The organism is Metabacillus dongyingensis (assembly GCF_019933155.2).
Classification (GTDB): domain Bacteria; phylum Bacillota; class Bacilli; order Bacillales; family Bacillaceae; genus Bacillus_P; species Bacillus_P dongyingensis.
Genome location: NZ_CP082944.1, coordinates 1,528,283 through 1,542,257 on the forward strand (window position 1 = coordinate 1,528,283; position 13,975 = coordinate 1,542,257).

The 13,975-nt window shown below is 34.0% G+C and carries 12 protein-coding genes and 1 pseudogene; 6 read left to right on the forward strand and 7 right to left on the reverse strand.

From position 1 onward, the window contains the following. Positions 1–650 precede the first annotated feature (650 nt). Together K8L98_RS07560 and K8L98_RS07565 are read right to left on the reverse strand one after the other, a co-directional pair. On the reverse strand, positions 651–1,175 hold the full coding sequence (locus tag K8L98_RS07560) for a VanZ family protein (protein WP_223440845.1): 525 nt from the start codon (positions 1,173–1,175) through the stop codon (positions 651–653). A 107-nt stretch (positions 1,176–1,282) separates the two neighbouring features. Next, positions 1,283–1,576, reverse strand: a pseudogene (locus K8L98_RS07565) (D-Ala-D-Ala carboxypeptidase VanY); the annotation flags it as partial. A 1,122-nt stretch (positions 1,577–2,698) separates the two neighbouring features. Between K8L98_RS07565 and K8L98_RS07570 the strand changes: the two are divergent. The 3 genes from K8L98_RS07570 to K8L98_RS07580 all read left to right on the forward strand — a co-directional run bounded on the left by K8L98_RS07570 (position 2,699) and on the right by K8L98_RS07580 (position 7,082). Further along, entirely contained in the window at positions 2,699–5,419 is a 2,721-nt protein-coding gene (locus tag K8L98_RS07570; RefSeq protein WP_223440846.1) for a DUF3289 family protein, read from the forward strand. Beyond that, positions 5,412–5,933, forward strand: coding sequence for a hypothetical protein (locus K8L98_RS07575; protein WP_223440848.1), 522 nt, complete (start codon positions 5,412–5,414; stop codon positions 5,931–5,933). The genes K8L98_RS07570 and K8L98_RS07575 overlap by 8 nt, the downstream gene beginning before the upstream one ends. 462 nt (positions 5,934–6,395) lie before the next feature. Then, positions 6,396–7,082: an MBL fold metallo-hydrolase gene (locus K8L98_RS07580; protein ID WP_223440849.1), complete on the forward strand. Its 687-nt coding sequence runs from the start codon at positions 6,396–6,398 to the stop codon at positions 7,080–7,082. 193 nt (positions 7,083–7,275) lie between these two features. Here K8L98_RS07580 and K8L98_RS07585 read toward each other — a convergent pair whose 3' ends face one another. The 3 genes from K8L98_RS07585 to K8L98_RS07595 form a co-directional block, all read right to left on the reverse strand. After that, complete coding sequence (locus tag K8L98_RS07585; protein ID WP_223443242.1) at positions 7,276–8,217, reverse strand: IS3 family transposase; 942 nt, start codon at positions 8,215–8,217, stop codon at positions 7,276–7,278. Further along, positions 8,139–8,465 (reverse strand): helix-turn-helix domain-containing protein, encoded by a 327-nt coding sequence (locus K8L98_RS07590; protein ID WP_223440851.1) that lies wholly within the window; start codon positions 8,463–8,465, stop codon positions 8,139–8,141. Before K8L98_RS07590 ends, K8L98_RS07585 begins: the two co-directional genes overlap by 79 nt. A gap of 203 nt (positions 8,466–8,668) precedes the next feature. Continuing rightward, positions 8,669–9,139, reverse strand: coding sequence for a DinB family protein (locus K8L98_RS07595; RefSeq protein ID WP_223440852.1), 471 nt, complete (start codon positions 9,137–9,139; stop codon positions 8,669–8,671). A 428-nt stretch (positions 9,140–9,567) separates the two neighbouring features. Here K8L98_RS07595 and K8L98_RS07600 point away from each other — a divergent pair, with 428 nt between their 5' ends. Continuing rightward, positions 9,568–9,990, forward strand: coding sequence for a DUF1801 domain-containing protein (locus K8L98_RS07600; protein ID WP_223440853.1), 423 nt, complete (start codon positions 9,568–9,570; stop codon positions 9,988–9,990). A 491-nt stretch (positions 9,991–10,481) separates the two neighbouring features. After that, complete coding sequence (locus tag K8L98_RS07605) at positions 10,482–11,126, forward strand: MBL fold metallo-hydrolase (RefSeq protein WP_223440854.1); 645 nt, start codon at positions 10,482–10,484, stop codon at positions 11,124–11,126. A 359-nt stretch (positions 11,127–11,485) separates the two neighbouring features. Here K8L98_RS07605 and K8L98_RS07610 read toward each other — a convergent pair whose 3' ends face one another. Then, the gene (locus K8L98_RS07610; protein ID WP_223440855.1) at positions 11,486–11,632 is read right to left on the reverse strand and encodes a hypothetical protein; all 147 of its coding nucleotides are present in this window, start codon (positions 11,630–11,632) and stop codon (positions 11,486–11,488) included. Positions 11,633–11,719: 87 nt separating this feature from the next. Further along, complete coding sequence (locus K8L98_RS07615) at positions 11,720–12,847, reverse strand: 2-methylaconitate cis-trans isomerase PrpF family protein (RefSeq protein ID WP_223440856.1); 1,128 nt, start codon at positions 12,845–12,847, stop codon at positions 11,720–11,722. A 147-nt stretch (positions 12,848–12,994) separates the two neighbouring features. Between K8L98_RS07615 and K8L98_RS07620 the strand changes: the two genes are divergently transcribed. Further along, positions 12,995–13,858 carry a LysR family transcriptional regulator gene (locus tag K8L98_RS07620; RefSeq protein WP_223440858.1) on the forward strand — a complete coding sequence of 288 codons (864 nt, stop codon included), beginning with the start codon at positions 12,995–12,997 and terminating at the stop codon, positions 13,856–13,858. Positions 13,859–13,975 lie beyond the last annotated feature (117 nt).

Consider the following 13,975-nt stretch of genomic DNA (forward strand, 5'->3'; position numbering starts at 1 on the left):
ATTATTTGCTTTAAAGATTTTACACATTAAATATAATTAAGAATTTTGTGGAGCATAACCTTTGATGCAATATCAAAGGAGTATGATTCAACTGAATAAATTTCCAGCGGGTAGCGTTTGTTTAAGAAGAATAGTGAATTGAGTGAACAATTTTAGGACTGAATCCAAGTTGTTATTATTCCATTAAAGGGGGGCGATTGCTTTACAAAGTGTCGCATCTTATTATTGAAGTAAAGGGCAGTTTAACGGAGTAAGCGGATTCAGAAGTTATTCCACATAAGGGCCATAATGTTGAATAAGAGGTTACATAAAACTCCACATTTTTATGCAGCAACCAGGCTTCTTCAGAAGCCAAAAACGTTGATGTAAAAAAGTTGTATAAAATCATGCATAAATGATAAAAAACGAACAGATGCCAAACCCTTTAACTGTATGGGTTTGGCGTTTTGGGCATCTTCCTAAATTAAGTGATTGTGTTAACTGGAAATGTATAGGATACACATTACTTTGTTTACTGGATATAAAAAAGCCACCCTCAAAATAGGTGGCTTGTGATATTTGTCATTCTTGTTTTATAAATAAACCTGCTGTATCAAAGTCATTGATGGTATACCCTCTGTTAATTTTCATGAACAGCAATTCTCCAATTACTAAAATTTAAACCTAATAACACCACTAATTAATAACAGCACTAATGCAACAAGGAATATCACTCCGATTGAAGTTAAAACATTAAGGATTTTATTTGCTTTTGTACTAAACAGCTTACAAAATACAATATAAAATCCAACTCCAATAATTCCACCTAATGTATTTCCCATGAAGTCAGTTATATCGCTAGCTCCTATAGCAAAGATGAATTGCAATACTTCAAATAACAAACTAACTCCTGCTATTACTGCAATCTTTTTCAAGAAAGACCAATTTGGTTTTAGCATACTGATATAAATTCCAAATGGGATAAATGCAAGTACATTATAGATTATTTCATTAAAATCTATTTGATTATTAACATTAGCTGAACCAGCAAAAGGGATTAAATTGATTTCCCTAAAATCCGGCAAGCCTTGAAATGAAAATTGCATTTTAAAGACTATAATCCATGTTAATGCAAATAAATATACGGCCAACAAGCCAGCAGTTATTTTATTTTGATTATTTTTTGATTTTTCCATATAAATCCTCAATTTCTAATTCTTTTTCAAACTTATAATCTAAGCTTTTATCCGACTTTACACTATGCTATCATCTCCGAAAAATTTTCAGCTATTTCTTCTGATCATTTTATTTCACTATTAAGTAACTGGTATCCGGTTGTTAATTCTTTATGTGTAAATAAATTTATGATATCCGATTTTATACCAGCTTGTTGAACAGCATATTCACTGTTAACTAAAAGCAGATTCCCTTGATAGATCTGCTCTTCTGTAATCTCAATCTTTTGGGTATTTTCAGTAGCTATATTATCATTTTGTTCATATATTTGATCCTCTACTTTATCTTGGGATATCGGTAATATATTAAAAATAAAAACTAGAAATAATGCAAAAACCAATAAAAATCCCCACTTTTTCATTTTTAGTCTCCTCCTTGATGTAACTTGTTTATAGGATAGGAAAAACTTTTAAAATAAAAAGTGGGATAAATATTAAATTTTTCTTAAATTTTTACTTGGATTTTATTATTAATCTTCTTAGGAATCCGCCATTGGTAATTAATTGCGATGTTTGTAAGAAAGATGCGAAGTTTTGAATAAAGTTGTGATACTTTATCTTTTCAATCAAAGATTTCTAAATGAGTTTTGATTAAACTTTTTTAGAAAACGGAGAGTCCATTCAAAAAGAAAGGAAACCATTTTGATTAATCTTTTTTCAAAATGGTTTCCTTTTATTAGCCATAGCTTGTGGGTTTACAGAAAATTTTTAATCAAACTTTATTCAAAACCAACATAAAAGTGGATTAGGGAATTGTTGAGTGACAATAGAGTTGTTCCGCAATCGGGCCATATTCTGGAGTGAAAAAAGACAATTAGGTGGTTCATCTCGAAATGTATGTTATTCCATTAAAGGGCAGGATTGTTGAAGAGTGGTTTCAAGAGTTTGATCAACAATCGGGCCATTTTCTTGAACAAAAGTTTTTAAAAAAATTGGTAGGTTCAATCTCTAAAGAAAGATCAATGATTCATAAGTCTGATAAAAATATTCAGGAGTTTTTTACCTTATATTCCATATTTCTCCTGTGTAAACTGATACTGAGTTGATAAATAAATTTTTTAGTGAGGGAAAGGAGAAAAATGAATTTATTCCTCAAGGAATGATAAGAGCTGTTACTGTTTTTTTATGCTCTTAAATGCTTTTGTATTTTCGCCACAGTCTAAGGACCAAAAAGCATCATCCCTTGAACATTTTATATAAACGGTGGGGAGCGAAACGGGGTCCATTCATTGGTTTACAGTTCGAAAATAGATTGGGGCAAAGATTTATTGATGTTCGGTAAATTTAAGTGTCATTCTGGCTCGAAAATTTTTGTAAAATTCAAATATCTTTTGATAAAGACAACAAGTTCTATTAAAAAATAATACTTGTAAGGGAGTTGATCTAATGACATGATTTCAAGGATTTTGACAATATTTCTTCGGTTGGGAACCACGATAACGTCAATAGGTTAAATAAATATTTTAATAGAGGAGATTATCACGGTGGGAAAAAAATTAAAAAGGATGTTGAGTTTTTTATTGATCTTTGCAATGATTTTTAGCGGATTTGGGCAAGCGGTCGTTGCCAAGAGCAATAACCAAGCTAATCAAGGAAAAAATAAGATTTCTAGTGAGCAAAATGTAAAACAGTGGTTAAGTGAATATGAATTCTATGAGGACACAAGAATTGCAAAAATCTATGATCAGATTGCAATAAAAGAATTAAAGCGTTTTGCCACAGTCATAAAAGAAACGAATGCGAAGTTTGATTCTAAACTGCTAGCGGAAATGGATGAAACTGGAGACTTTAAACAAAAAGAGATAAATGAACCTGATGTACTTCAACAATTGATTAACGAATATGAACAAGCTGTTGAAGAGGAATACATAAAAGAGGTGGTTCTTAAAAGTGATCGGCTCTTGAAAATCAAACATAAGTTAACCATAGGTCTATGGGGGTATGTAAAAGAAAACGATTTTAATGAACCAACTGAAGTATTAATTTCAGATATACTCTTTAATTTTTATTTATCGGATAAAATTGTCAATAAAAATGCTATCGGCATTTTAAAGGATATCTCTGATCAAACGGATCACAAAGGAAATAAAATAAAAGCTCATTTGAATAACGCTGTGAAAATGTCTGAAAAAGCGAATGGGTTTCTAGAAAAAGATCTAGCTATCCCTGCATCAAAATCCTATCAAAATGTATATAAACAAGTATTATTCGGACTTGAAAAAGCAGGCTATCAATTTAACACAGAATTCTTTGAATCTACTTCTGACACGGATGGTGACACGATAACCGATGGAATAGAATTCCTAGAGGGAATGAATCCATTTGAAAAGGATACAGATGGTGATGGATTAAAGGACAATATTGAATATGAGATGAAATCCTCTATTTCCCCTATAAAATATGATACAGATGATAATGGCATAAGTGATGCAGATGAAGATAGCGATGAAGACGGCCTGAAAAATAATGATGAGCAGGCTTATCAAACAAATTTGATGAAGAAAGATTCAGACCAAGATGGTTTAACTGACGGATTTGAAGTTCAACAGTTTGATTCATTACCTAATAAGGATGATACAGATAGCGATGGATTAAGTGATGGAGATGAACATGCTTTAAAGACAAACCCGAATGCTGCAGACAGTGATAATGACGAGACCACGGATTCACAAGAACTCCATCAACAATCTATTCGTCAATCATTGAAACCGTCTGGTAAATCAGAAATTACAAGTGTAGAAGTTAGTTTTAGTGCAAAGGATAATATTAATAAAACGACTAGAATTAGCACAAACAAAGGCAATATGAAAACAACTAATTTACACGGTATTATTGGTTCTCCTATTAGGATCAATACGCAATCAGAATTTGAGAAAGCAAGCATTACATTTACTTATGATGAATCAAAGCTAGGAGACACGTTGGAAGATGATCTAGCCATCGTTTGGTATAATGAAGAGGAAGAAATGTTTGAAAGCCTTAACGCTGTGTTAGATACAAGTAAGAATACAATAAGTGTGGAAACGACTCAGCTTAGTGAATATATGGTTGTTGATAAGAAAAAATGGTTGGAGCTTTGGAGTAAGGAAATAGACTACTTAAGCAGAGATAAGAATATAGTATCTAGTAGCGATGATTCAAGTGGTGGAGAGACAGATCCAAAAGATTCAGATGGGGATGGCTTATACGATACCTATGAAACTGAAGGAATGAAAACACCATACGGTATCATCTACTCAGATCCTAACAAGAAAGATAGTGACGGAGATGGATTAACCGATGGGCAAGAAATGGGTCCATTCAAAACATTCACGGTGGAATTTTTTGGAATTACTATTCATTTTGAAGGTTTCTTTCCAACCAGTTTTCCTGACCAAAAAGATAGTGATGGAGATGGAATTTTTGATAAAGAGGATGAAAGACCGTTGTTGTACGCTGATTTATCCAATTTAGTAATTTATCAATCAGATAGACCAGAAGGCTATGATGAAAATGGAAATGTAGCGAATGATATGAAAACAAATGATTATACTGGAGATGAAATGACTGACATTAGCTGGATGTTCAACTTCCAATTATGGGAATCTGATTGGCCAGATATTCTCTTTGATGAGTTCGAGTGGATGTCAACAAGCTTATTTTCTACGGGAGAAATGGAAGATGTTATTTTAGATATGATTGATCACTTTGAGGAAGGAAATGGTACTGATTATCGCAATCAGACTTTAACGAAAAAAGCGAGGGAGCATGAGACAACAAAAGCCTATATTGAATTCCTCAAAAACGCTTTAGTTGATGAGTTAAAGAAAAATGGAGGTAATTTGTCAGCACTTCAGTTTGATAAAAGTACAAAGGATACAGATAAATTTTATCAATATATACAGGATAATGCTGTTTACCCGACGTTTAGCACTTGGGACGATAGAATAGGCGGACTTACAATTTCAGTAAATGATACTTGGGGGAATACCGTATCCGTCAAAGACTTTTCAGTAGAGAACAATCACTTTAAAGGTGTTATGCATGTTCGTTTATATGATCATTTTGGGTTAGATCAGCCAGATGTGGAGAAGGAGTATGTCAACTTAGCAGGATTTCGTGCCTGGTTTGTCTTACAGCATTATGATGAATATAATGGGAAATATAAGCCCTTTGTTTCTGTAATGGAAATGGATATACCATTTGAGGGGAAATTGAGTGATTAAAATTAATGTAAAAATTATCGTTTTAATGATTGGTATAGTTTTAATTCCATTAAACGTAATTGGATGTACAAAGAATGAGGAATCAAGCGGGGAAACAAAGATTTTCGAAATTGCCAATACAGAACAGATCGTTGGTAAAAAGGATGAAGAAGAGGTGACTCTTAGAAAGCATTATATGATTCTGAATCCACCAACAGATTTAATAGATTTAAAAGAATTAGTTGAAAAATACATTAAGAATCATCCAGTTGAAGAAGACATGAAAGTAATAGAAGGAAAAAACAGGATTTTTTATATGTCCTTCTACAGGGAAAGTGACGATTTGCCAAGAGACTGGCAGCCTGATGAAAGTTACATGAATACGGATCGGATGGAACATCATAAGCATGATCTCATTGCATCGATCATTTGGTCAGATGCTGAACCACAAAAAGAATACAATGTTTATGATAAAAGTAAGGAAGGAGAAATAATTAAGTGGTTGCGTTTTATTGAGGATCAGCTTGTTGAGTGATTAGACTGGGGATCACTATTCCCATATGACCCTCATTACTCGAATCGTTTCCATGTTCCGTTAAAGGGCGCTTTTCTTCTATAAGACAACATAGATGATATTCAACAACCGGGGGCGATTGCTTAACAAAGTGTCGCCTCTTCTTATTGTAGTAAAGGGCAGTATAGTTGAAGAGTGGTTTCAAGAGTTTGATCAACAATCGGGCCATATTCTGGAGTAAGGCTAATTGAACTCACGGTGCAGAGTAGTGGAAAAATGGTGCTAATTAGATAAGAGGTGAGGTGCATGGGTCTTGTTCTTTTTGCTTTCATTCACATACTAATTGGATTAGCACTAATATACTTTTATGGTAAATTACCAAAAGCCTTAACGACATTTGTGTTTGTTTTTTTTACTATGAGTTTTCTTTACTGGGGAGTCGTTTTAACAGATTTATTCTTGAACTAATATGGAGGAAGAAAAATGAAGATAATAGAACTACCAATTGAATTTGAATTTAATGGACAAAAAAATTATATTTATCCTAGCTTAATTATATTGAATAATGAACTAACCTTGGTCGATACAGGCTATATAAATTTTTTAACTTTAATCGAAAAAGAAATTTTTAAAAATGGATATGAAATGAAGAATTTAAAGAATATAATCATTACTCATTATGATGTTGATCATATAGGTTCCTTATATGATTTTAAAGAAAAGTATCCTTGGATTAACATTATAGCTAGTGAAATTGAATCAAAATATATTTGTGGTGAAATAAAGTCAGAAAGATTGGTTCAAGCCGAAGAAATGCTAGAAAATATGCCAAATGAAGAAATGGAATTTGGTAAATGGTTTATACAGCAATTAAAGAATTTGAAGCATGTTTCAATTGATGAAAAGGTACATGATGGTGATATGATTTTAGATAACAAATGTAGAGTAGTAGCAACACCAGGGCATACCTCAGGGCATATTTCATTATATTTTCCAAGTTTAAAAAGTGTAATTACAGGCGATGCAGCTGTTAATGAAAATCATGAATTAGTTATTGCTAATCCACACTTTTGTTTAAATGTTGAGAAAGCAGAACAGTCTTTGAATAAAATTAAAAATCTTAAAGCTGAAAATTACTATTGTTATCATGGTGGAAAATTCATTTTATAATTGGGGCCTAAACGCTAATATTCGGCTCTCAAATTAAATAACTTTATTATCTCTACACATAAGACTGGTTTAACAAGTTTTTATAATACAATAGATCTTCCGCAATCAGGCGCGTTAATTTAACAAGCAGCAAAAAGGATCTTCGATTGGTCTTACCCCCGTCAAGTAGACAATGAAAAAAAGGGTATACTAATTAAGCAGCCGTAGCCCTAAATTCAGTAGGGCTGAGGTTGTTTAATTTCTTTTGAAAACGTTTATTATTATAAAACTTGATATATTTTCTTACTGCTGTTGTTACTTCTTTTGAAGTCTTGAATCGAGAACGGTAAAAACATTCTGTTTTAAAGTGGCTAAAAAAACTCTCTATACAAGCATTATCAAAACAATTTCCCTTTCGGGACATACTTACGTTTATATTGCTTCTTTTTAATAGTTGGTTATATCTTATTGAGGTGTACTGAAATCCTTGATCGCTATGCAATAGGAGTCCTTTGACATCTCTTTTTTTTATGGCTGATTTTAAAGTGTCAGTTACTAGTTTAAGATCATTTCTTTCACTTATCTTATACGAAACAACCTCATTATTGTAAAGGTCCAATATTGTAGATAAATAGATTTTCTTTCCATTAAATTTGAGACAGGTTATATCTGTCACCCATTTTTCATTTGGGCGTGTAGCTGAAAATTCTCTGTTTAAATAGTTATCAGAGACGACACATTTTTCTTTACGTCCAAAGTGCCTCCACTTCTTTTTTCGTATCTTTGCTTGAATTCCATATCTCTTCATTAAACGATAAATTCTTTTATGATTAACTCTTAGACCGTAGGTCTTTTTTAACCAAGTTTTGATTCTTGGATAACCATAACTCCAATTAATATCAGGATCTTGTTGGCATTTAATAATTTTTGTTACAATTGATTGATCTTCCAGCTCTTTTTTTGAAGGGTTATTTTGGCGTTTAAACCATTTATAATAACCACTCTTTGAAACACCTGCTATTTTACATAAGGTGATGATACTAAATTGTTTTTTAAGTTCATGGATTATTTTATATACTAACGATTTTTCTTTTCTTTTAACATCCCCCTTTTCGCAGCTAAGAGCTTTTTTAGAAAGGCATTTTCTGCTTCTAATCGATTTATTTTTTCTGCCTCACTTTCATAATCTTTATTAGGTCTACCTTTAAACTGGCTACGTGATGTTCCTCTTTTTTCCTCTAAGCCTTGGACTCCTTCACTTTTATAATGAGATATCCATCTTTGGATAGTTGTATATCCTATACCCAACTCTTTAGAAATTGATCTAATCCCCATATCATTTATGTACAAATTAATTGCTTTTAATTTAATCTCTTTTGTATAAGTCTTTCTAATTTTCCCCATGATAAAATCCCCTCCAAAATAAACAGTACAAACCTTTCTTTTTACTGTCTACTATAAGGGGATAATATCAATCGAAGATCCTTTTTTTCATACCGATAACAATCAATTATGTTTATGTTAACTAAGAATGTATAAAATATACAAAAGAAAAGACCTGTTTTATTAGACTGGTTTTTTTATCTCAATGTAACACTTTGTTAAATTCAGTTTTTAACACTTACTTGTTCAATCATACGCTTCATTGCCTGAATTTGCCCCATATGAGCAGCTTCATGCATTAATGTTAAACCTGCAAGTTCTCCAACAGTCTTACACCCAAAGAATGGTGTATCCAAATCTTGATCTAGCTGTTTAGTAGGAATTTGCTTTAAACGAGTTAATTGATCTTTCAACTGTACAATAAGCTGATCCATAGCAGGTATATTCCCTGTCCAATCAGCTGGTTTTGTGCCATTTCCAAACAATTCCATATAATTCGTGGGAAGGTGAGTTGTTACATTAGGGAAACCAAACATAGTTTGTTCAGTAATTGTCAAAACGTGACCTGTATGCCAATGAATTGTGTTATTAAAACCATCTGGCTGCACATCAGTTTGTTCCTTAGAAACGGACTCTACAATCTTAATGAAGTATTCTCTTGTCATCTCAAATTGCTTAAATACAAGTTGATCCATCTTTTTCTCCCCTCTCATTAACAAAATCAACCATATTATACCAGTAAAAATTGGAAAAGAATATAGTTGAAACTTCCTATAAGAAGCTTTAAGTAAAATAGGCAGACAAAGAAATATGTTGTTCATATTTCGCAATTTGTCGCAATTGATTATGAATACGATTGGCATGTGTTTTCAGTAAACAAAGACTTTTAGATTTCCTGCAACATATTTGAGTAAAAATAGATAGCAAAATATCAAAAAAACTGGAACTTTGGTAGAAAATGTTTTCTATAAGGGGAAGTTATAAAGTTCTCAAAAGTATTTGTAGGATAATTGGTTATTTAGAGATTATTCTTTTTTGCCGGAAATTGGACTTGTATTCTAGAATGTAATAATGATGACAATAATTAAACAAGTATTTACTCAGAGAATAGGAGAGCGCATATATGAATGAACCGAAGATGAAAGAAACCGACAATAGTGTAATTGAATTTATTGAAAGTGTGGAAAATGAGAAGAAGAAGGCAGATGCCTATCAGTTATTAGAAATTTTTGAAGAGGTAACTGGTTACGACGCAAAAATGTGGGGTCCCAGTATTATAGGCTTTGGTAGCTATCACTATAAGTATGCATCAGGACATGAAGGGGATGCGCCTTTAGTGGGGTTTTCACCAAGAAAGGCGAAAATTAGTCTTTATTTGTCCTATGAAAGTGAGGAAAGAGAAAAATTATTAGAAAGCTTTGGTAAACACACGAAGAGTAAGGCTTGTATTTATGTTAATAAATTGACTGATATCGATACCAATGTTTTAAAGGATTTAATTAAACATACAGTAGAAACATATCAGAATCTTTATCCGAACGAATAAAGTTATTGCCATAGTTCTAAATCCATGTCCTCTTTTTTGTAACTGTAATTGCTTGTTTCCCCATCTGTATCCATGCCTCGCGAAAATCGTTTATTGGTGTTTTTTTCACTTCAACAGTCATAGGGTTGTTAAAGGAGATATAGTTTTCATCATAACCGGTAACTAAAACCGAGTGTTCCTTCTTTGTGATATCTATAGCACCTTGTTCTGTATAAAGTTTGTGAAATTATGTACTTAAACTATAGGGTACGTTAGTTTAAGAAGAATTGTAAGTTGAGTAAGCAATTTTAGAACTGAGTCCATTTTGTAGTTATTCCATTAAAGGGGGCGATTGCTGAATTAGTGTCGCCTTTTCTTGTTGGGGTAAAAGAACGACGTAGGTTAGTTATTAATAAAATATGGACTATTATTGAACTGTAGTCCGAGGTTCCTATAAAGTTGCTTGATTTATTAATTTTAAATTAATTGCAAAGTAAGGAGAATTTTTTAGTATGAAAATAAAATGGTTTGGTCATTCTGCTTTTTTACTGACATCTGAAGGAGGAACTAGGATTCTCATTGATCCATATTTTCGCTTCATCCGCTACCGTATGCCGATTGTTGAATCAGATATAGTTGCCGTTACACATAACCATTTTGATCACAGTAGAATTCAAGCTGCAACAGGTGATTACTTGCTTGTTAATGAGCCGAAGGAATACATCGGCGATGATGTAAGAATTAGTGGATTTAAGACATTTCACGACAAGGTTAATGGTGAGAAAAGAGGCCTCAATATTTTATATCGTTTTCAAATGGATAGTCTAACTATCTGTCATTGTGGAGATTTAGGGCATCTAATTTCAGGTGAACAAGTAAATGAAATTGGAAAAGTTGATATTCTCATCATTCCCGTAGGAGGTACATTTACGATTAATGCACTAGAAGCTACTCAAGTAATGCGCCAATTGAAACCTACTATAACAATTCCTATGCATTATAGAACAAAGGCATTGTCGGTAGTTGGCTTGATGTTTTCAAAGGTAGATAAGTTTCTTCAGCTTTCCGGACAACGAACAACCGAAGTTAAGACATTGGATATTTCCAAAGAAAATTTGTCAGAATATGCTGGAGTCGTAACTATGCTGTATGAATAAATATATAGCTGGGCCTTCTCCTGAATAGACATTATTGATTTGTTAAGCATTTTAGATGGAAATAAAATATTTTAATATTTAATTTATTAAAGAATAACTTATGATCAAGGAGTGGGGGTGCAGGAGCAATGGTACTAGGTCCGGATATATGGAATAACTTATTAACTCAGTTCAACAATGAACTGAGTTTTATTATGCAAAAAAACACCGCTAAAAGCGGTGCGAATTTAGTGTACTAATCCTAATGCTATTCCCGGTGCTAAATACCGTGTGATTTCAGGTTTTCCCTCCCAAAACGGTACCCCTTAGAATAACTTCTAAGCGTTTTATTAGTGATTTCTACGGCTATTCAATACAGTTCAAGCAAAACAAGGATCATTAAAGTAAACAATTTCAGATAGAAACTTGCTGCCTTTTAACTTTTTGAAAGCATCTCTGGCTTCTTTTTCTGTGCTGAATTCGTACATTTTAATCGATCCCTTTAAAAAGAGCGTGATCACCCACATGATATCTCCTCCTTGTTCAGCCGATTTAGTCTTCTTATTAAAACCTATTTCGAGATGGACATATTATGACTAAAAATCGACATGTGGTCAGGCAAGCATTCCGGTAACAGCATAGTTTTTCTTTGTGTACACGTACCCATCCAAGATAATTCTTGCTGTTCGAACAACTTTGATGGCACGGATATGGCCAGCGATTATATCTGTCTTTGTCTGCATAATTCCTGCCGGGTGACCTAGGCGAAAAACTTCATTTTGGACAGTTATAAAATCTGATAAGATCGTATCTTTCAGATATGCGCAAGAGGTTGTACAAATGGCTCCGGTAATGGCAAGGGCCTGATGCGGCTTCTGCATCGACATCATTCTGATTGTGCAATCCATTTCAGAAGCTGATCTTGGCGTTCCAGTTACATCGATGTAATCCAATGGGGGAGCAATAAGGGTCATTTTTGGCACCGCAGGAGATTGTTTTGTTGCCGTTTCTTTGTTTGCAAAACCGCATAACTCAGCTGCCGCTGCTCTGATTTCCTCAAGTTCTGCCAAATTCTCCGGTGTAAATTCGTGGGGAAGCTCAGTTCCGTTAAGACCCACATCTTTAGCATTTACGAAAACGAGCGGATTGGCCACATCAACTATTGAAACCTCAATTGGACCTCTCGGTGTTTGAATAACATCTTTTTCGTTTCCAGTCGGAAAAAGCTTTCCAGTTACAGCGCCATCTGCATTTGTGAAAGAAAGATAAATAGGGGAACCAGTTCCCGGCACACCTGGAATGGAGCACATTCCCTCTGTTTTTACCCGGCCATTTTCTACCTCTACCTCCGCGATGATGATTTTTTGAGTATTGGTATTGAAAATTCTCACCCTGGTAATTGGTTCGATTGCTGGTACAAGTCCCTGCTCAATCGCGTAAGGACCAACTGCCGATGAAATGTTTCCGCAATTTCCTTTAAAATCAACCAATTGATTTTCAATGCTGATTTGGGCAAAGGTGTATTCTACATCAATCTCTTCTAAATTTGCCTTTTTGATGATTGCCGCTTTACTGGTTAATGAATTTGCTCCCCCAAGTCCGTCAATTTGCCTGCGGTCAGGGCTTCCCATAATGTCGAGTAAAAACTCATCCCAAAGCAATTGATCAGCCGGCATATCTTCAAAGTTCAGAAAAACTCCTTTACTTGTTCCTCCGCGCATCAGGACAACAGGCACTTTCATCCCGCATAACCACCTTTTCCTATTCATTTTCAAAAAGTACCGGTGCTTTTAAAAATATAGTATGATAGAGATAATCATAAGTAAAATAGATAATTTATTAGTAGAATATATAAAAAAACTTATAATCAAAGATCGGAGCTGAATGGAATGGATGAAAAAGACTGGATCGCTTTACGGATTTTAAGCGAAGAAAAAAATATCAGCCGGGCATCAGAACGTCTGTATATTTCTCAGCCTGCGCTGACATATAGACTGAAAAACCTGGAAGAAGAATTCGGAACTCGTTTGTTTTTTAAAATTAAAGGGGGAATAGAGTTCACATCAGAAGGACTGCACTTAGCAGCGTACGCTGAAGAAATGATCAAAAATCTGCAGAAAACGAAAGATTACATGCTGAACATGCAAAATGAAGTAAGGGGAACTCTCAGGCTTGGTGTTTCAAGCAACTTTGCACAATATAAGCTTCCCAAACTATTAAAAGGCTTTTCTACCGAGCATCCTCATGTGCAATTCAGCGTGAACACTGGATGGAGTACGGAGATTATGAGCCTTCTGGATTCTTCAAGTGTTCAGCTGGGCATTTTGCGCGGAAATTATGATTGGTATGGGACGAAAACGCTTCTCCATAAGGAAAGGCTGTGTCTGATTTCGAAAAAAGAAATCAATATGGACCGGCTGCCACAGCTGCCGTTTATTCAATATAAAACAGATAGTTCCCTTAAAAATCTAATAAACGGGTGGTGGAATGACCGTTTTTCAGAGCCGCCATTTGTGACGATGGAAACAGACAGGCAGGAAACGTGCAAGGAGATGGTGAAAAATGATTTAGGAATTGCCATTCTGCCTGAAATTTGCCTGCAGCCATCTGATAATCTATATACATATGGTTTGTCCTATAAAAAAGGGGAACCTGTCTTAAGAAATACATGGCTTATGTATAATCAGGATTCCTTGCAGCTGTCTACTGTTAAGCATTTTGTTGACTTTTTAAATAATCATCCTGATATTTGAGGAAAGGAGAACTTTCCTCTTTCTTACTGAGATAAAAAATATAAAGAGTTGCGCATTAAGGTCTAGCTCCATCCCAACTCCCTCAAAATAAAAACCTGTCTTTTCTGCCGGATTCTT

Coding starts and splice junctions, on each gene's coding strand:
- K8L98_RS07600 (WP_223440853.1), top strand. CDS start 9,568: ATGAATGAACCGAAGATGAAAGAAACCGACAATAGTGTAATTGAATTT.
- K8L98_RS07605 (WP_223440854.1), top strand. CDS start 10,482: ATGAAAATAAAATGGTTTGGTCATTCTGCTTTTTTACTGACATCTGAA.
- K8L98_RS07595 (WP_223440852.1), bottom strand. CDS start 9,139: ATGGATCAACTTGTATTTAAGCAATTTGAGATGACAAGAGAATACTTC.
- K8L98_RS07580 (WP_223440849.1), top strand. CDS start 6,396: ATGAAGATAATAGAACTACCAATTGAATTTGAATTTAATGGACAAAAA.
- K8L98_RS07560 (WP_223440845.1), bottom strand. CDS start 1,175: ATGGAAAAATCAAAAAATAATCAAAATAAAATAACTGCTGGCTTGTTG.
- K8L98_RS07620 (WP_223440858.1), top strand. CDS start 12,995: ATGGATGAAAAAGACTGGATCGCTTTACGGATTTTAAGCGAAGAAAAA.
- K8L98_RS07615 (WP_223440856.1), bottom strand. CDS start 12,847: ATGAAAGTGCCTGTTGTCCTGATGCGCGGAGGAACAAGTAAAGGAGTT.
- K8L98_RS07610 (WP_223440855.1), bottom strand. CDS start 11,632: ATGTGGGTGATCACGCTCTTTTTAAAGGGATCGATTAAAATGTACGAA.
- K8L98_RS07590 (WP_223440851.1), bottom strand. CDS start 8,465: ATGGGGAAAATTAGAAAGACTTATACAAAAGAGATTAAATTAAAAGCA.